This window comes from Methylobacterium sp. E-065 (genome assembly GCF_022829605.1).
GTDB lineage: Bacteria > Pseudomonadota > Alphaproteobacteria > Rhizobiales > Beijerinckiaceae > Methylobacterium.
Genome location: NZ_JAKSYD010000187.1, coordinates 1 through 16,224, shown reverse-complemented (window position 1 = coordinate 16,224; position 16,224 = coordinate 1). Strand labels below are relative to the sequence as shown.

The 16,224-nt window shown below is 70.3% G+C and carries 13 protein-coding genes; 8 read left to right on the top strand and 5 right to left on the bottom strand.

The window, feature by feature from the left end:
- Positions 1–30: 30 nt before the first annotated feature.
- The 4 genes from MKK84_RS22715 (at position 31) to MKK84_RS22700 (ending at position 4,731) form a co-directional block, all read left to right on the top strand.
- On the top strand, positions 31–1,566 hold the full coding sequence (locus MKK84_RS22715) for a sugar ABC transporter ATP-binding protein (protein ID WP_243923955.1): 1,536 nt from the start codon (positions 31–33) through the stop codon (positions 1,564–1,566).
- Positions 1,566–2,540 (top strand): ABC transporter permease, encoded by a 975-nt coding sequence (locus MKK84_RS22710; RefSeq protein ID WP_243923953.1) that lies wholly within the window; start codon positions 1,566–1,568, stop codon positions 2,538–2,540. The genes MKK84_RS22715 and MKK84_RS22710 overlap by 1 nt, the downstream gene beginning before the upstream one ends.
- Positions 2,540–3,553 (top strand): galactofuranose ABC transporter, permease protein YjfF, encoded by a 1,014-nt coding sequence (gene yjfF / locus MKK84_RS22705; RefSeq protein ID WP_243923951.1) that lies wholly within the window; start codon positions 2,540–2,542, stop codon positions 3,551–3,553. The genes MKK84_RS22710 and yjfF overlap by 1 nt, the downstream gene beginning before the upstream one ends.
- A gap of 236 nt (positions 3,554–3,789) precedes the next feature.
- Positions 3,790–4,731 carry a dihydrodipicolinate synthase family protein gene (locus MKK84_RS22700; protein WP_243923949.1) on the top strand — a complete coding sequence of 314 codons (942 nt, stop codon included), beginning with the start codon at positions 3,790–3,792 and terminating at the stop codon, positions 4,729–4,731.
- A 92-nt stretch (positions 4,732–4,823) separates the two neighbouring features.
- On the opposite strand, the gene MKK84_RS22695 is transcribed toward MKK84_RS22700, so the two are convergent.
- Complete coding sequence (locus MKK84_RS22695) at positions 4,824–6,095, bottom strand: efflux RND transporter periplasmic adaptor subunit (RefSeq protein ID WP_243923947.1); 1,272 nt, start codon at positions 6,093–6,095, stop codon at positions 4,824–4,826.
- A 143-nt stretch (positions 6,096–6,238) separates the two neighbouring features.
- Between MKK84_RS22695 and MKK84_RS22690 the strand changes: the two genes are divergently transcribed.
- The 3 genes from MKK84_RS22690 to purD all read left to right on the top strand — a co-directional run bounded on the left by MKK84_RS22690 (position 6,239) and on the right by purD (position 9,233).
- Complete coding sequence (locus tag MKK84_RS22690; protein ID WP_276592667.1) at positions 6,239–7,462, top strand: oxalate decarboxylase family bicupin; 1,224 nt, start codon at positions 6,239–6,241, stop codon at positions 7,460–7,462.
- 73 nt (positions 7,463–7,535) lie between these two features.
- Positions 7,536–7,862, top strand: coding sequence for a hypothetical protein (locus MKK84_RS22685; protein ID WP_243923939.1), 327 nt, complete (start codon positions 7,536–7,538; stop codon positions 7,860–7,862).
- 96 nt (positions 7,863–7,958) lie between these two features.
- Positions 7,959–9,233 carry a phosphoribosylamine--glycine ligase gene (gene purD / locus MKK84_RS22680; RefSeq protein WP_243923937.1) on the top strand — a complete coding sequence of 425 codons (1,275 nt, stop codon included), beginning with the start codon at positions 7,959–7,961 and terminating at the stop codon, positions 9,231–9,233.
- Between the two features lie 130 nt (positions 9,234–9,363).
- Here the strand turns inward: purD and ggt are convergent, their stop codons facing one another.
- Together ggt and MKK84_RS22670 are read right to left on the bottom strand one after the other, a co-directional pair.
- Positions 9,364–11,151, bottom strand: a complete 1,788-nt coding sequence (gene ggt, locus MKK84_RS22675; protein ID WP_243923935.1) for a gamma-glutamyltransferase — start codon at positions 11,149–11,151, stop codon at positions 9,364–9,366.
- Positions 11,152–11,285: 134 nt separating this feature from the next.
- Positions 11,286–12,296: a 1-aminocyclopropane-1-carboxylate deaminase gene (locus MKK84_RS22670; RefSeq protein ID WP_243923933.1), complete on the bottom strand. Its 1,011-nt coding sequence runs from the start codon at positions 12,294–12,296 to the stop codon at positions 11,286–11,288.
- Positions 12,297–12,536: 240 nt separating this feature from the next.
- Here MKK84_RS22670 and MKK84_RS22665 point away from each other — a divergent pair, with 240 nt between their 5' ends.
- On the top strand, positions 12,537–13,001 hold the full coding sequence (locus MKK84_RS22665) for an Lrp/AsnC family transcriptional regulator (protein ID WP_243923932.1): 465 nt from the start codon (positions 12,537–12,539) through the stop codon (positions 12,999–13,001).
- Positions 13,002–13,061: 60 nt separating this feature from the next.
- Here MKK84_RS22665 and MKK84_RS22660 read toward each other — a convergent pair whose 3' ends face one another.
- Positions 13,062–14,405 (bottom strand): replication-associated recombination protein A, encoded by a 1,344-nt coding sequence (locus MKK84_RS22660; protein WP_243923925.1) that lies wholly within the window; start codon positions 14,403–14,405, stop codon positions 13,062–13,064.
- Between the two features lie 60 nt (positions 14,406–14,465).
- Positions 14,466–15,917 carry a Do family serine endopeptidase gene (locus tag MKK84_RS22655; protein WP_243923923.1) on the bottom strand — a complete coding sequence of 484 codons (1,452 nt, stop codon included), beginning with the start codon at positions 15,915–15,917 and terminating at the stop codon, positions 14,466–14,468.
- Between the last annotated feature and the right edge of the window lie 307 nt (positions 15,918–16,224).

Below are 16,224 nucleotides of genomic sequence, written 5' to 3'. Positions count from 1 at the left end.
CCCCGCGCCACGATCCCTGCGAGCGGTCCCGTGTCCGACACGCCCCTTCTCAGCGTCCGCGGGCTCTCCAAGAGCTTTGCCGGGCACCAGGCCCTCGCGGGGGTCGACTTCACCCTACGCCGGGGGGAGATCCACGCCCTGCTGGGCGAGAACGGCGCCGGCAAATCGACCTTCATCAAGACGCTGACCGGAATCGTCCGGCGCGATGCCGGCGCGGTGTGGCTCGACGGCGTGGCGATCGCGCCGCGCTCGGCGGAGGAATCGGCCCGGGCCGGCATCGCCACGGTCTATCAGGAGGTCGGCCTGCTGCCGAACCTCACCGTGGCGCAGAACCTGTTCCTCGGCCGCGAGCCGACCCGGTTCGGACTCGTGCGCGGCCGGGCGATGCGGCAGCGCACGTCGGAACGCCTGGCGGAGTTCGGCCTTGCGATCGATGTCGGCGCGCCGCTCGGAAGCTTCCCGGTGGCGGTGCAGCACCTCGTGGCGATCGCCCGGGCGGTGGACCTCTCGGCCCGGGCGCTGATCCTCGACGAGCCGACCGCGAGCCTCGACACCCACGAGGTCACGGTGCTGTTCGGCGTGATGCGCCGGCTGGCCGAGCGCGGCATCGGCATCGTGTTCGTCACCCACTTCCTGGAGCAGGTCTACGCGATCACCGACCGGATCACGGTCCTACGCAACGGCCGGCTGGTCACCGAGCGCGAGACCGCGTTTTTTCCGCGCCTCGACCTCGTGCGCACCATGCTGGGCCACGACATCGCCGAGGAGGAGGCGCGGTCGGAGACGGCGCCGCGGGCCCAGCGGATTGGGGCCGGGCCCCCGGTCCTGCGCGCGGAAAGACTCGGCAAGGTCGGCTATCTCCGGCCCGTCGACATGACGGTGGCGCGCGGCGAGGTGGTGGGCCTCGCCGGCCTCCTCGGCTCCGGCCGGACCGAGACCGCCCGCCTGCTGTTCGGGGCCGAGCGCCCGGACCAGGGCCGCATCCTGCTCGACGGCAGGCCGACCCGGATCGCCAACCCCCGGGACGCGCTGCGCCACCGCCTCGGCTATTGCCCGGAGGAGCGCAAGACCGACGGCATCGTCGCCGACCTGACCGTCCGGGAGAACATCGTGCTGGCGCTCCAGGCTCGGAAAGGCCCGTTCCGGCCGTTGAGCCGGGCGGCGCAGGATCGGATCACTCGTGACTTCATCGCCAAGCTCGACATCCGGCCGCCCGATCCGGAGCGGCCGATCGGGCTCCTCTCCGGGGGCAACCAGCAGAAGGCGCTGCTGGCGCGCTGGCTCGCCACCGAGCCGCGCCTGCTGATCCTCGACGAACCGACAAGGGGCATCGATGTCGGGGCCCATGCGGAGATCATCCGGCTGATCCGCAGCCTGTGCGATGCGGGCCTCGCCCTGCTGGTGATCTCGTCCGAGCTGGAGGAGATCGTGACCTATTCCGACCGGGTGATCGTGATGCGCGACCGCGCCCAGGTGGCCGAACTCGCCGACGGGGCGATCGACGTCACCGCCATCCTCCGGGCCATCGCGGCGGAAGCGCCTGCTCCCGTGCCGGAACCCGCCTGATGCGTGCGCTGCGTGCCGGAGCGCCCCAGCTCCTCGCCTTCCTGGCCGTGCTGCTGGCCGACCGGCTGGTGGCCCCGCAATTCCTCGACGTGCATTGGCAGGACGGGCGCCTGTTCGGCAACCTCGTCGACGTGTTCAACCGCGGCGCCCCGGTGGCGCTCCTGTCGCTCGGCATGGTGCTGGTGGTGGCCACCGGTGGCATCGACCTGTCGGTGGGCGCCGTGATGGCGATCGCCGGCGCCGTGGCGGCGAGCCTCGCCGACACGCAGCCCTTGCCGGTGGTCCTCGGCGCCGCGCTCGGCACCGGTCTTCTTTGCGGGCTCTGGAACGGCCTCCTGGTGGCGGTGCTGCGCATCCAGCCGATCGTCGCCACCCTGATCCTGATGGTGGCCGGCCGCGGCATCGCCCAGCTGATCACCGAGGGGCGGATCATCACCTTCGCGTCGCCCGATCTCGCGTTCCTCGGCGGCGGCGCGCTCGTCGGCGTGCCGATGCCGGTGGTGCTGGTCCTCGGGATGCTCGTCCTCACCCTTGCGCTGGTGCGCGGCACGGCGCTCGGCCTGATGATCGAGGCGACCGGCGGCAACGCCCGGGCGAGCGCGCTCGCCGGCATCGACACGCGCGCGGTGACGCTCGCGGTCTATGCCTGGAGCGGCCTCTGCGCGGCTTTGGCCGGCGTCGTCGCGGCGGCCGACATCCTGGGGGCCGACGCCAACAATGCCGGGCTGTGGCTCGAACTCGACGCGATCCTGGCCGTGGTGGTGGCGGGCTCGTCCCTGCTCGGCGGGCGGTTCAGCCTGTGGCTCGCGGTGCTCGGGGCCTTCCTGATCCAGGCGATGAATACCGGCATCCTGCTCTCCGGCCTGCCGCCGGAACTCAACCTCGTGGTCAAGGCCGCGGTGGTGCTGGCGGTGCTGCTGCTGCAATCGCCGCGCCTCGCCGGCCTGTCCCTGCTGCTGCGGAAGCCGTCGTGATGAGCCGCAACCTCCCGGTCCTCGTGGCGGCCCTGCTGTTCGCGGCCGGCTACGGCCTGTGCGCGACGCAGTACCCCGCCTTCCTGACCACGCGGGTCGTCGGCAACCTGCTCACCGACGGCGCCTTCCTGGGCATCGTGGCGGTCGGCACGACCTTTGTGATCATCGCGGGCGGCATCGACCTGTCGGTCGGCTCGGTGGTCGGGTTCACCACGGTGTTCCTGGCGCTGGCGATCGAGCGCTGGGGCATCCCGCCGCTCGCGGCCTTCGGGATCGTGCTCGCCGCCGCCGGCCTGTTCGGCGCCGCCATGGGCGCGCTGATCCACGTCTTCGATATGCCGCCCTTCATCGTGACGCTCGCCGGCATGTTCCTCGCGCGGGGCGCCGGCTTCCTGCTCTCCACCGAGTCGGTGCCGATCAACGCCCCCCTGTACGGGGCGGTCTCCGACCTGTCGCTGAGCCTGCCCGGCGGCGGGCGGCTGACCCTGACGGCGGGGATCATGCTCGGCGTGTTCCTGGTGGGCGGGGTGGTGCTCCGCGCCACGCGCTTCGGCGCCACGGTCTACGCGCTGGGGGGCAGCCGCCAGACCACGGCGCTCATGGGCGTGCGGGTCGGGCGCAACATCGTGGCGGTCTACGCCCTGTCGAGCCTGCTCGCGGCCCTCGCCGGGATCGTGTTCTCCCTCGACACCGCCTCGGGCACGCCGCTCTCGGCGGTGGGCGTGGAACTCGACGCGATCGCGGCCGTGGTGATCGGCGGCACGCTGCTCTCCGGCGGCCAGGGCGGCCTGCTGGGCACGTTCCTTGGGGTGATGATCGGCGGCCTGATCCAGACGGCCATCACCTTCGACGGCACCCTGTCGAGTTGGTGGAGCAAGATCGCCACGGGGCTGCTGCTGTTCGCCTTCATCGCCCTGCAGCAGGGCTCGGTGGCGCTGGCCGGTCGCTCGGGACGGCGGGCTCGCGCTTCGGCTGGGGCGACGGTTGTCCGGCCGGCGGAGGCCCGGGCTTGATCCCGGGTTTCCAAAGGGCTGAAGCCCTTTGGTGGGTTGTCAGGGCGAAGCCCTGACCGTCTCAGGCGCAGCCCGACGTTCGAGCTTCGCTCGACACCAGGGCTCTGCCCTGGACCCGCGAAAGGTCTCGACCTTTCGAAACCACGACCTGATCCGGCCGCCATCGGCTAAAGATTTTCCGGCCGACCGGGCCTATGGTCCCCGCCCGCAGCGTCCCGCGACGGAGGAAAACCGGCATGCCCCTCACCAGCGACATTCGCGGCGTCGTGCCGATCGCCCCGACGCCGTTCCACCCGGATGGCCGGATCGACGAGACCTCCCTCGACCGGATGACCGACTTCTTCGGCGCGGCCGGCGTCGACGGCCTGACGATCCTCGGCCAGCTCGGCGAGGCCGGCAAGCTCGACCATGCGGAGGGGATCGCGGTGGCCAAGCGCGTCCTCGGGCGCACGCGGCTGCCGGTGATCGTCGGTGTCACGGCGCCGGGCTTCGCGGCCATGCGGTCGCTGGCCCGGGAGGTGATGGAGATGGGCGCGTCCGGCGTGATGATCGCCCCGCCCAACACGCTCCGCACCGACGATCAGGTGGCGGGCTATTACCGCAACGCCGCCGAGGCGATCGGTTCGGACGTGCCTTTCGTGCTGCAGGACTACCCCCTCACCTTCTCGGTGCAGATGACCCCCGGCGTGATCCGCCGGATCGTCACCGAAAACCCCTCCTGCGTGATGCTCAAGCACGAGGATTGGCCCGGGCTGGAGAAGATCTCGACCCTGCGCGGCTTCGAGGCGGACGGCTCGATGCGCCACATCAGCATCCTCGTGGGCAATGGCGGCCTGTTCCTCGATTTCGAGACCGAGCGCGGGGCCGACGGCGCCAATACCGGCTACGCCTTCCCGGAGATGCTGGTCGACGTGGTCCGCCTCGGCCGGGCGGGCGAGCGCGACGCCGCCCACGACCTGTTCGACGCTCACCTGCCCTATCTCCGCTACGAGCAGCAGCAGGGCCCGCTGGGGCTGGCGGTACGCAAATACGTGTTCCAGCGCCGGGGGATTTTTTCCTCCGATGCGCAGCGCAAGCCCTCACAGGCGCTGACCGCGCCGGCCAAGGCCGAGGTCGAGTACCTGCTGGCCCGCCTCGCCCGGACCGACAGCCGGGCGCGGCTGGATCCCATCGGCTGAGGCGTGGCGTCGCGCCCCTGAAACGGGTTTCCAAAGGGCTTGCAGCCCTTTGGCGGGTGATCAGGGCAGAGCCCTGATGAACACCCGGCCGCTCACGCCCCCGCCTTGCCCTCGGGCTGCGGCGTGACCCGGTCGCCGTCGCGCAGGGAGGCCGGGGGGCCGACGATCACCCGCTCGTCGCCGGTCAGGCCCGAGCGCAGCTCCAGAGCCGTCCGGGTCTGGCGGAAGATCGTCACCGGGCGCATCCGCGCCACCGCGTGCCCGTCGGCCTGCGTTTCGACCACGGCTACGCGGATCCCGTGCTGGTCGAAGATCAGGGCGTCGCTCGGCACCGTCACGGCCGGCGCGACCCGCGGGATCTCCAGCGTCAGGGTGATGTAGAGGCCCGGCCGGAGCACGGCGTCGGGGTTGGGGATGTCCACCTGGGTGACCAGGATGCGCGAGGCGTAGAGCAGAGCCGCCGACGAGCGCGAGACCGTGCCGGGAAACACCTTGCCGGGGATCTGCGCCACCTCGACCCGGGCGGCGAGCCCGTCGCGCACGCCGTCGGCGGCGTAGAGCGGCACGTTCACCGCCATACGCAGCACGTCGTCCCGGTTCAGCGTCAGGAGCGGCAGCCCCGTATTGGTGTCTGCCGTGACCGCGTCGCCGACATCGTTGTTGCGAGCCGTCACCACCCCGTCGAAGGGCGCGCGGATCTCCTCGAAGCCGGTCAGGACCTTGAGCCGGGCGACCTGCGCCTCCTGGGCCGCGATGTTGGCCTCGGCGACCTTCACGGCGGCCTTGACGGCGTCGACATTGGCGGTCTGCGCCAGCACCCCGGCCTGCGACGTGTCGGCGTTCTGCCGGGTCTCGGCCCCGGTGCCGGCGAGCGTCGAGGTCCGGCGGTTGGTCACGTCCGCGAGGTGGCGGTTGGCGTCCGCCTGATCGACCATCGCGCGGGCCTGGATCAGCGCCGCCTGCAACTGCACGACCTGCGCCTGCGCCTGGACGAGCTGCTGGTCGAGATCGGGGGCGCTGATCCGGAACAGCAGGTCGCCCGCCTTCACGTGCGAGCCGATATCGACCTTGCGCTCGACGATGTAGCCGGTCGCCCGCGGGTAGAGATTCGCCGTGTCGAAGGCCTGGGTGGTGCCGGTCTGGGTGAGGGTCAGGGGGCCGGAGGCCTGGGCGGCCTTGGCCACCCGCACACGCGGCGGCTGCGTCGCGGCGGCTTGCGGCGGGCTCGCCGCCCGGGACGCGTCCGGCCAGGAGCGGTATCCGAGGAAGCCGGCGCCCGCCAGCATCAGGAGGACGAGCCAGACGCGGCCGCTTCGTGCGGGCGGGCCGGCTTGATCTGTTGCCGAACTGTCCCGGTCCGCCATCCTGCCCTCGGGTCGCGCCCAGCACTGCCGTCAACACATAGTCCGCTGACCGGGTCCGGGCGAGATGCCGCACTGCACGATCAGGCCCGGATCCTCGGATCCCGTGTTCGGTTTCCCTCCCAGACACCAGGGACCGATCCACGATGACCGAGATTTCCAGGCGCGCCATCATCGCCGCCGGCGGCGCGATGATGGCGTCGCCCGCGGCCGCGCAATCCTCCGGCCCATCGGGTCCTGTGCCCGCGCGCGGCACGAAGGGCGCCGACATCCTGGGACCGCGCAACCTGCCGCGGGCCGCCGAGGAGCCCTTCACCCTCGCCCCGCCCGCCACCGACCACGGCACGATGCCGAACCTGAAATGGTCCTTCGCCGACAGCCACATGCGGCTGGAGGAGGGCGGCTGGGCGCGCCAGACCACGATCCGCGAATTGCCGATCTCGAAGGCCATGGCCGGGGTCAACATGCGGCTCAAGGCCGGCGTGGTCCGCGAGATGCACTGGCACAAGGAAGCCGAGTGGTCCTACATGATCAAGGGGAAGGCCCGGATCACCGCGGTCGATCAGGACGGGCGCACCTTCGCGGACGATGTCGGCCCGGGCGACCTCTGGTACTTCCCCGGCGGCATCCCGCATTCGATCCAGGGGCTTTCCGCCGACGGGGTCGACGGCTGCGAGTTCCTGCTCGTGTTCGACGACGGTGCCTTCTCGGAGGATTCCACCTTCCTGCTGACCGACTGGCTGGCGCACACGCCGACCGACATCCTGGCCAAGAATTTCGGCTTGCCGGAGAGTGCCTTCGCCAAGATCCCGCAGAAAGAGCTTTATATCTTTCCCGGCCCGAATCCGGGGCCGCTGGCTGCCGACAAGATGGGCGGTGCCGGCGAGATCCCGAAAACATTCAGTCATCGGATGCTGGCGCAGGAGCCGGTCCGCACCAAGGGCGGCCGCGTGCGCATCACCGACTCCACGGTGTTCCCGGCCTCGGTCACAATCGCGGCGGCTCTGGTCGAGGTCGAGCCCGGGGGGCTGCGCGAGCTGCACTGGCACCCCAACAGCGACGAGTGGCAGTATTACCTGTCGGGCAAGGGCCGGATGACCGTGTTCGGCTCGGAATCGAAGGCCCGCACCTTCGACTATCAGGCCGGCGACGTCGGCTACGTGCCCTTCGCCATGGGCCACTACATCGAGAACACCGGCGACACGGTGCTGACCTTCCTGGAGATGTTCAAGAGCCCGCGCTACGCCGACATCTCGCTGACCCAGTGGCTGGCGCTGACGCCCCATCCCCTGGTGCAGGCCCATACCGGCCTGGATCCCAAGCAGGTCGAGGCCCTGCCCGAGACTAAATCACCGGTTGTGCCGGGTTGACGCGCCCCGGAACTTGGCGCGACTTCAATACGTCGACCGTAGAGATAGATCGGTCCCTCTTACGGAGAGCCTCATGCGCGCCGCATCCCGCGCGCTCCTCGTCCTGGCGCTCGCCCTCCCGGCGGGCACGGCCCGGGCCCAGGTGCAGCAGAACGATCCGAACGCGGCCAACGCCTCGTTCGCCCTGCAGAGTCAGATCCGCACGCTCAACCAGCAGCGGGTCACGGATTTCAACACGTTGAATCAGTCGATCCAACGCAACGTCCAGTTCGAGCCCTTCGGGCCGGTCCTGCCCTACCGGGGCGTCTATGGCGGGCACCCTGGCGTGCGCCAGCCCGGCACCCATGGCCTCGTCCGGCGGGGCGGCGGCATCAACACGAGTGTATGCACCGGCTGCTGAGCGGCCGGGATACCTGCGCAGAGCGGGGAAAGTCCGAAAAAAACCTTTCCCCGCCCGCCGGCTTCGCCCAGAACCTGGGCCCATGGTGGCGTACGCATGAATATCCTGCTGATCGGCTCCGGCGGCCGCGAGCACGCCCTGGCTTGGCGACTGGCTCAGAGCCCGCTCTGCAGCCGGCTGTTCACCGCACCCGGCAATCCGGGCACCGCCCGGCACGGGACCAACCGAACGGACCTGACGATCTCGGATCACGCCGCGATCGCTGCCTTCTGTGCTTCGGAATCGATCGGCCTCGTGGTGGTCGGCCCCGAGGCGCCCCTGGTCGCCGGGCTGGTCGATGATCTGAAGGCCGCCGGGATCCGCGCCTTCGGCCCGACCCGCGACGCCGCCCGGCTCGAGGGCTCGAAGGGTTTCACCAAGGATCTCTGCGCCGCCTGCGGCATCCCCACCGCCGCCTTCGCGCGCTTCACGGCGCTGGAGCCGGCCCTGACCTATGTCCGGCAGCAGGGCGCTCCGATCGTCGTGAAGGCCGACGGGCTCGCCGCCGGCAAGGGCGTCACCGTCGCCGAGACCCTGGACCAGGCCGAGGACGCCCTGGCGTCGCTGTTCGAAGATCCGGGCGCCGAGGTGGTGGTCGAGGAATGCCTGTTCGGCGAGGAGGCCAGCTTCTTCGCGCTGTGCGACGGCACCCGGGCGATCTCCCTCGGCACCGCACAGGACCACAAGCGCGTGTTCGACGACGACCGCGGCCCGAACACCGGCGGCATGGGCGCCTATTCCCCGGCCCGGGTCGTCACTCCGGAGATCGAGGCCCGGGTCATGGCCGAGATCATTGCCCCGACGCTCGCCGGCATGCGCGCGCGTGGCTGCCCGTTCACCGGCATCCTCTATGCCGGCCTGATGCTCACCGCGGACGGCCCGAAGCTCATCGAGTACAACACCCGCTTCGGCGATCCCGAGGCACAGGTGCTGATGCCGCGCCTCGCCTCCGACCTCGTGCCGGCGCTGCTCTCGGCCTGCGACGGCGACCTCTCCGGGGTCAGCCTGGAATTCGACACCCATCGGGCCGCCCTCACCGTGGTGATGGCGGCGGCCGGCTATCCGGGGGCCGTGGTGCGCGGTTCCGTGATCCGGGGTGTCGAGGAAGCCGAGGGCGACGGCGTGTTCGTCTTCCAGGCCGGAACCCGGGCCGAGAACGGTCATCTGCTGGCCGATGGCGGCCGGGTGCTGGCGATCACCGCGCTGGGCGACAGTGTCACCGATGCCAAGAATCGCGCCTACGCGGCGGTGGCCCGGATCGACTGGCCGGAAGGGTTCTGCCGGCGCGACATCGGCTTCCGGGCCGTGGCGCGCGAAGCCGGACAGGGCTGAAAAGTCCCGGTTTCAAAAGGTCGTCGACCTTTTGCGGGTGCAGGGCAGAGCCCTGCGGGGTTTGGGGCGAAGCCCGCCATCGGGGCTCCGCCCCAAACCCCGCCAAAGGGCAGAGCCCTTTGGGAACCCGTTACTCGCCCACCGCCGCCCCGGCGGGTCTCCGGTTGTCGTTGGCGCCGTAGAGCAGCCCCGGCCGCATCCGCCCCGTGCGCGAGGCGTCGTTGCCCGAGGAGGCAGCCTCCGGGGCGTCGGGCGTGGCGGCGCGCACCGCGATCAGCTCCTCCGCCCCCCAGGGCTTCTGCTCGACGATCGTGTGGCCCATGCCACGCAGAATGCTTTTCGTATCCGCCGAGAGCGCGAAGGGCTCGGCGTAGACCGTGTCGGGCAGCCATTGGTGGTGGATGCGTGGGGCATCCACCGCCGCCTGCGGCTCCATGCCGAAATCGAGCATGTTGATCAGCGTCTGCGCGTTGATCGTGATGATCCGCGAGCCCCCCGGCGAGCCCGCCACCAGCGCGACCTTGCCGTCGCGCAGCACGATCGTGGGCGCCATCGAGGAGAGCGGGCGCTTACCCGGCTGGATCGCGTTCTTCGTGCCCTGCACGAGGCCGAACAGGTTCGGCACCCCGGTCTTGACCGTGAAGTCGTCCATTTCGTCGTTCAGCAAGAACCCCGTGTCGCCCGCGATCACCCCGGCGCCGAAATAGCCGTTGATCGTGTAGGTGAGCGAGGCCGCGTTGCCGGCCCGGTCCATGACCGAGATGTGGGTGGTCTCGGCCCGCTCGTGGGTCTCCAGGCCCGGATCCGGGCGGATCTCGGCCGATGGGGTCGCTCGGTCCGGCTGGATCGAGGCCCGGAGCTTGTCCAAGTAGGCCGGTGACAGGAGCTGGGCGACCGGATTCGCCACGAAGGCCGGGTCGCCGAGCAGCAGGTTGCGGTCGGCATAGGCGCGCCGCATCGCCTCGACCATCAGGTGCACGCTCCGGGCGGAGTTGAACCCGGCCGCCGGCAGGTCGTAGCTATCGAGGATGCCGAGAATTTCGCAGAGCGTGACGCCGCCGGACGAGGGCGGGGGCGCCGACAGGATCGTGGCGCCCCGGTAGCGGCAGGTCAGCGGCTCGGACTCCGTCACCGTGTAGGCGGCGAAGTCGGCCGCATTCAGCAGGCCGCCGCCCGCCCGGGAGGCCGCCTCTACGGCTGCCGGGATCGCGCCCTTGTAGAACGCATCCGCGCCGCGCTCGGCGATGGCCTGGAGGGTGCGGGCGAGGTCGGCCTGGACAAGCCGGTCGCCAGGCCGCCAGGGACTGCCGTCCGGGCGCAGGAAGATGCGGGCGACGTTTGCTTGCGCGGCGAACAGCTTCGTACCGGATTCGAGGATGTCGGTGTCGCCCCGGGTCAGCACGAACCCGTCCCGGGCCAGCGCGATCGCCGGCGCCATCACCTGGGCCAGCGGCAGGGTCCCGTACTGGGCGAGCGCGGTGTTGAGGCCGAGTACGGTCCCCGGCACGCCGGCCGCCTTCCAGCCGCGCAGGCTCGCACCCGTCACGACGTTGCCGGCGGCGTCGAGATACATGTCGCGCGTTGCGGCCGCCGGGGCGGTCTCGCGGAAATTGATGAAGCGGCTCCGGCCGTCGGCTGCGTGCAGCACCAGGAAGCCGCCGCCGCCGAGATTGCCGCAGCACGGGTTCACCACCGCTTCTGCGTAGGCCACCGCCACCGCGGCGTCGACGGCGTTGCCGCCGGCCCTCAGGATATCGGTGCCCACCTGCGAGGCGAGGCGCTGGGACGAGACAACCATCCCGTTCTCACCCTCCACGGCCGGACCCGAGGCGGCCCGGGCCGGGGGGGCGCCGAAGGGGCTGCCGAAGGCGAGCAGGCTGGCCAGGAGCAGCGCGCGTGCCGGTGCCGGTGCGATCATCCCTGCTGTCTCCGGTGCGGGTCCCGCGCCGCCATATAGGGGACCACACGCCAGAGTCGCTGCTCCCACCCTCCCCTGATCCTGCGGTGCCGAAATGCGGCGCAGGCGGATGGATGGGAGCTGGCCGATCCGCCTCAGCCGTTGCGGAACGTGTAGCTGTAGCCGTTCAACGCCGGGGCGCCGCCGAGATGGGCGTAGAGCACCTTCGAACCCTTCGGGAAGAAGCCCTTCTTCACGAGGTCGATCATGCCCTGCATCGACTTCCCCTCGTAGACCGGGTCGGTGATCATCGCCTCGAGCCGGGCCGAGAGCCGGATCGCCTCCACGGTCTCCTGCGAGGGCACGCCGTAGACCGGGTAGGCGTAATCCTCGTTGAGCACCACGTCGTCGGCCACGATGTCACCCGCGCCGACCAGGGCGGCGGTGTTCTGCGCGATTTCGAGGACCTGGGCCTTGGTCTGGGCCGGGGTGCAGGAGGCGTCGATGCCGATGACGTTGCGGGCGCGCCCGTCGGCCGAGAAGCCCACCAGCATGCCGGCATGGGTCGAGCCGGTGACGGTGCAGACCACCACGTAATCGAAGCGCAGGCCCATCTCGGCCTCCTGCTTCCGGACTTCCTCGGCAAAGGCGACATAGCCGAGCCCGCCGAACTTGTGCACCGAGGCGCCGGCCGGGATCGCGTAGGGCTTGCCGCCCTCGGCCTCGACCTCGGCGAGCGCGCGCTTCCACGAATCGCGGATGCCGATGTCGAACCCGTCATCCACGAGCTGCGTCTGCGCGCCCATGATCCGCGACAGCAGGATGTTGCCGACCCGGTCGTAGACCGCGTCCTCGTGGGGCACCCAGGCCTCTTGGATCAGCCGGCACTTCATCCCGATCTTGGCGGCGACCGCGGCGACCATGCGGGTGTGGTTCGACTGCACGCCGCCGATCGACACCAGCGTGTCGGCGCCGCTCGCGATGGCATCCGGCACGATGTATTCGAGCTTGCGCAGCTTGTTGCCGCCATAGGCGAGGCCCGAATTGCAATCCTCGCGCTTGGCGTAGAGCTCAACCTCGCCGCCGAGATGGGCGGTCAGACGCTTCAGCGGCTCGATCGGCGTCGGGCCGAAGGTCAGGGGATAGCGCTCGAATTTGTCCAGCATCGGGTCTCTCCGGGTCTCGGGACGCGCCCGTGGGGCTCGGCCCGGGATGCGTTGAAGCGAGGCCCCGAGGCGGGGTGGGCTGGAAGGCCCGGCTCCGTCTTCGAGGCGCAACAAGAAACTAACCGATCCTTGATGAAAGGTGCTCTCGATCTTGAGCGGAGATATGTCTTCTGCTTGCGCCATCGCGGCAATTTACGGCAGATAGTCTCACATCGACGGTTTAAACTGAAAGAATCCACCATGTCCGTAGGGCTCGACCGGATCGACCAGAAGATCCTGCGGCTGCTGCAGGTCGATGGGCGCATGCCCAATGCCGAGATCGCAGAGCGGGTCGGCACCAGCGCGGCCACCTGCCACCGCCGAATCCAGCGGCTGTTCACGGACGGGTTCGTGCGGGCGGTGCGGGCCTTGATCGATCCGGCCCGGGTCGGCCGCGGCACCCTGGTCTTTGTCGGCGTCGTGCTCGACCGCTCCACACCCGAGAGCTTTTCGGAGTTCGAGACCGCCATGCGGTCGATTCCGGTGCTCCTCGACTGTCACCTCGTGGCCGGCGACTTCGACTACATGCTGAAGATCCGGGTCTCCGACATGGCCGATTTCAACCGCCTCCACAGCGCCACGCTGATCGGCCTGCCGGGGGTGCGCCAGACCCGGACCTTCTTCGTCATGAAGGAGGTGATCGACAACGCGCCGCTGGACCTGTGAAATGGCTCCGCTCCCAAGGATGGCGGCCGCAGCCACCGGCCGGAAATGGGATGAGCCCGGCTACCCTTCCCCGCGCCGCTGCTTCCGGAGCGCCTCCCACCGGTCGAGCCGCTCGGCGAGGCGGGTCTCGCAGCCGCGCTCGGTCGGCTGATAGAGGTGCTGGCGTCCCAGCGCGTCCGGCCAGTAATCCTGCCCCGAGAACGCATCCGGCTCGTCGTGGTCGTAGCGGTAGCCCTCGCCGTAGCCGATCCGCTTCATCAGCTTGGTCGGCGCGTTGAGGATGGTGCGCGGCGGCGGCAGGGAGCCCGCCTCCTTGGCGAGCCGGGTCGCGGCCTTGTAGGCGGTGTAGACCGCGTTCGATTTCGGCGCGCAGGCGAGGTAGATCGCCGCCTGGGCCAGCGCCAGCTCGCCTTCCGGGCTGCCGAGGAAGTCGAACGCATCCTTGGCGGCGTTGGCCACCACCAGGGCCTGCGGGTCGGCGAGCCCGATATCCTCCACCGCCATGCGCACCAGCCGGCGGGCGATGAACAGCCGGTCCTCGCCGGCATCGAGCATTCGGCAGAGATAGTAGAGCGCTGCGTCCGGATCGGACCCGCGCACGGTCTTGTGCAGGGCCGAGATCAGATTGTAGTGGCCCTCCTGGGCCTTGTCGTAGATCGGCGCCCGCCGCTGCACGATTTTTTGCAATTCTTCCGCGTCGAGGGTCTCGCCGGGCTGCGCTGAGCGCCAGACTTCCTCAGCCAGGGTCAGGGCCGCGCGGCCGTCGCCGTCGGCCATGCGGACCAGCACGCCCCGGGCCTCCTCGGTGAGCGGCAGGGCTTGCCCGGTCAGCGCCTCGGCCCGGACCAGCAGCCGCGCGAGGGCGCCCGGATCGAGGGCCCGGAACAGCAGCACCCGCGCCCGGGACAGGAGCGCGGCGTTCAGCTCGAACGACGGATTCTCGGTGGTGGCGCCCACCAGCGTGACGGTGCCGTCCTCCATCACCGGCAGGAAGGCATCGAGCTGCGCCCGGTTGAATCGATGGATCTCGTCCACGAACAGCAGGGTCGCCTGCCCGGTCGCCCGGCGCTTGCGCGCGGCCTCGAACACCTTGCGCAGGTCGGGCACGCCGGAAAAGATCGCCGAGATCTGCTCGAAATGCAGGTCGGTGCCCTGGGCGAGCAGCCGCGCCACCGTGGTCTTGCCGGTGCCGGGCGGTCCCCAGAAGATCAGCGAGCCGAGGGTCCGTCCCCGCAGCAGCCGGGTGAGCGCCCCGCCCTCCCCAGTCAGGTGCTCCTGGCCGACGACCTCGGCGAGGTTTTGTGGGCGCAGCCGGTCCGCCAGGGGCCGGGCGGTCTCGGGGCCGGGCGTGCGGTCGGGTTCCGGCGCGGAGGGCGGCTCCGCGGAGGCGAAGAGGTCGGACATCCGCGCATCAACACCGGGCCTGGGCGGGGGCGCAAGCCGGGTGCCCGCGACGGCAGGGGATCAGCCGCCGAACACCGAGGTGATGACCTCGCCGTTGCGGTTGATTGTGACCTCCCAGGCGTTGAGGCTGTTGCGGGTGACCCGGTCGAGATCCTTGGTGGCCGCCATGGGCACGCCGTTGACCGCCACGATCAGGTCGCCCTTCTGCAGCCCGACCCGGGCCGCGACGGAATTCTCGTCCACCGCCATCACGGCCACGCCGTCCGCCGGAAAATCGACCTGCATCTCCTCGGCCACCGCCGGCGAGGTGTTGACCAGCGTGGCGCCCAGGAACGGCGAGCGGGTCTTCACCTTGAGCGCATCCCGCGGGCGCGTCTCCGGCGCGGGCGCCAGCTTGACGGTGACGGTCTGGCGGTTCGTGCCGCGCAGGATCCCGAACCGGGTCTGGCCCTGAACGCCCTTGAGCGCGAAGCGGTAGCCGAACGCCTCCGGGTCGGCCACCTCCTGGCCGTCCACGGTCAGGATCAGGTCGCCGCGCTTCAGGCCCGCCTCGTCGGCCGGGCTCTTGGCCTGCAGGCTCGCCACCAGCACGCCGGTCGGGTGGTCGAGGCCCATGCTGTCGGCGATGTCGGGGGTCACGCTCTGGATGCGGGCCCCGAGCCAGGGCCGGCGCACGACGCTCGCCCCATCGCGGGCGGCATCGACCACCGCCTTGACCATGCCCACCGGGATCGCGAAGCCGATGCCGTGGCTGCCGCCGGATTGCGAATAGATCGCGGTGTTGATGCCAACCAATTGGCCGCGCAGGTCCACCAGCGCGCCGCCGGAATTGCCCGGGTTGATCGCCGCGTCGGTCTGGATGAAGTACTGGTAATCCGCCGAGCCGACCTGGGTGCGGGCGAGCGCCGACACGATGCCCTGAGTCACCGTCTGGCCGACCCCGAACGGGTTGCCGATCGCCATCACGAAGTCGCCGACCTCCAGGGCGTCGGCATCGCCGAACGGCATCGGCACCAGGCCCTTCGGCACATCCTTGAGCTTCAGCACCGCGAGGTCGGTGCGGGTGTCGCGCATCACGATCGTCGCCTCGAACTCCCGGCGGTCGGCCAGCGCGATTCGCACCTCGTTCATGTTGTCGATGACGTGGTTGTTGGTGATCACCAGCCCGTCGGCATCGACCAGAACGCCGGAGCCCAGCGACTTCTGCGCCCGCTCGCCCCTGGGGCCGCGGCCACCCTCCGGCTCGCCGAAGAAGCGGCGCATGAATTCCTCCATGGCGCTGGAGCGCGCGCTGGAACGCTTGTCCACGTGCGAGGCGTAGACGTTCACCACCGAAGGCGCGGCGCGCTTCACCACGGGGGCGAAGGACAGCTGCACGTCGGCCTTGCTGAGGGGCACGGCCTTGCCGGGACTCCCCTCCTTCGCGCTCTCCGTACGCGCCATCTGAGCCGTGGCCGGGCCGGCGGCCAGCAGGGCTGCGACGAGGGCGGGCAGGGCGAGGCGGATCAGCATACAGGGCTCCGACGTGAGGGCGCGCGCGGTCCTGGATACGAAGCGGACGCGCGCACTGCAGCCCTACGCTATCGAGGCGGATTGCGGCAGGTCCACGACACCTTCGCCGAAAGCCGCGTGAGCGATGAACCGAAGTGCAGCCAAGCTGATCTCGTCGGCACCTGCAGGCTCCGAACAGCAGAAAGCCCCCGTTCTGGAGAACGGGGGCTTTTGCTGATCTGATCGTGTGATGTTGGTTGCGGGGACAGGATTTGAACCTGTGACCTTCAGGTTATGAGCCTGACGAGCTACCGGGCTGCTCCACCCC

Excerpts from the sequence above, each read along its gene's own strand:
- MKK84_RS22710 (WP_243923953.1), top strand. The coding sequence starts at position 1,566 with ATGCGTGCGCTGCGTGCCGGAGCGCCCCAGCTCCTCGCCTTCCTGGCC.
- yjfF (WP_243923951.1), top strand. The coding sequence starts at position 2,540 with ATGAGCCGCAACCTCCCGGTCCTCGTGGCGGCCCTGCTGTTCGCGGCC.
- MKK84_RS22700 (WP_243923949.1), top strand. The coding sequence starts at position 3,790 with ATGCCCCTCACCAGCGACATTCGCGGCGTCGTGCCGATCGCCCCGACG.
- MKK84_RS22695 (WP_243923947.1), bottom strand. The coding sequence starts at position 6,095 with ATGGCGGACCGGGACAGTTCGGCAACAGATCAAGCCGGCCCGCCCGCA.
- MKK84_RS22690 (WP_276592667.1), top strand. The coding sequence starts at position 6,239 with ATGACCGAGATTTCCAGGCGCGCCATCATCGCCGCCGGCGGCGCGATG.
- MKK84_RS22685 (WP_243923939.1), top strand. The coding sequence starts at position 7,536 with ATGCGCGCCGCATCCCGCGCGCTCCTCGTCCTGGCGCTCGCCCTCCCG.
- purD (WP_243923937.1), top strand. The coding sequence starts at position 7,959 with ATGAATATCCTGCTGATCGGCTCCGGCGGCCGCGAGCACGCCCTGGCT.
- ggt (WP_243923935.1), bottom strand. The coding sequence starts at position 11,151 with ATGATCGCACCGGCACCGGCACGCGCGCTGCTCCTGGCCAGCCTGCTC.
- MKK84_RS22670 (WP_243923933.1), bottom strand. The coding sequence starts at position 12,296 with ATGCTGGACAAATTCGAGCGCTATCCCCTGACCTTCGGCCCGACGCCG.
- MKK84_RS22665 (WP_243923932.1), top strand. The coding sequence starts at position 12,537 with ATGTCCGTAGGGCTCGACCGGATCGACCAGAAGATCCTGCGGCTGCTG.
- MKK84_RS22660 (WP_243923925.1), bottom strand. The coding sequence starts at position 14,405 with ATGTCCGACCTCTTCGCCTCCGCGGAGCCGCCCTCCGCGCCGGAACCC.
- MKK84_RS22655 (WP_243923923.1), bottom strand. The coding sequence starts at position 15,917 with ATGCTGATCCGCCTCGCCCTGCCCGCCCTCGTCGCAGCCCTGCTGGCC.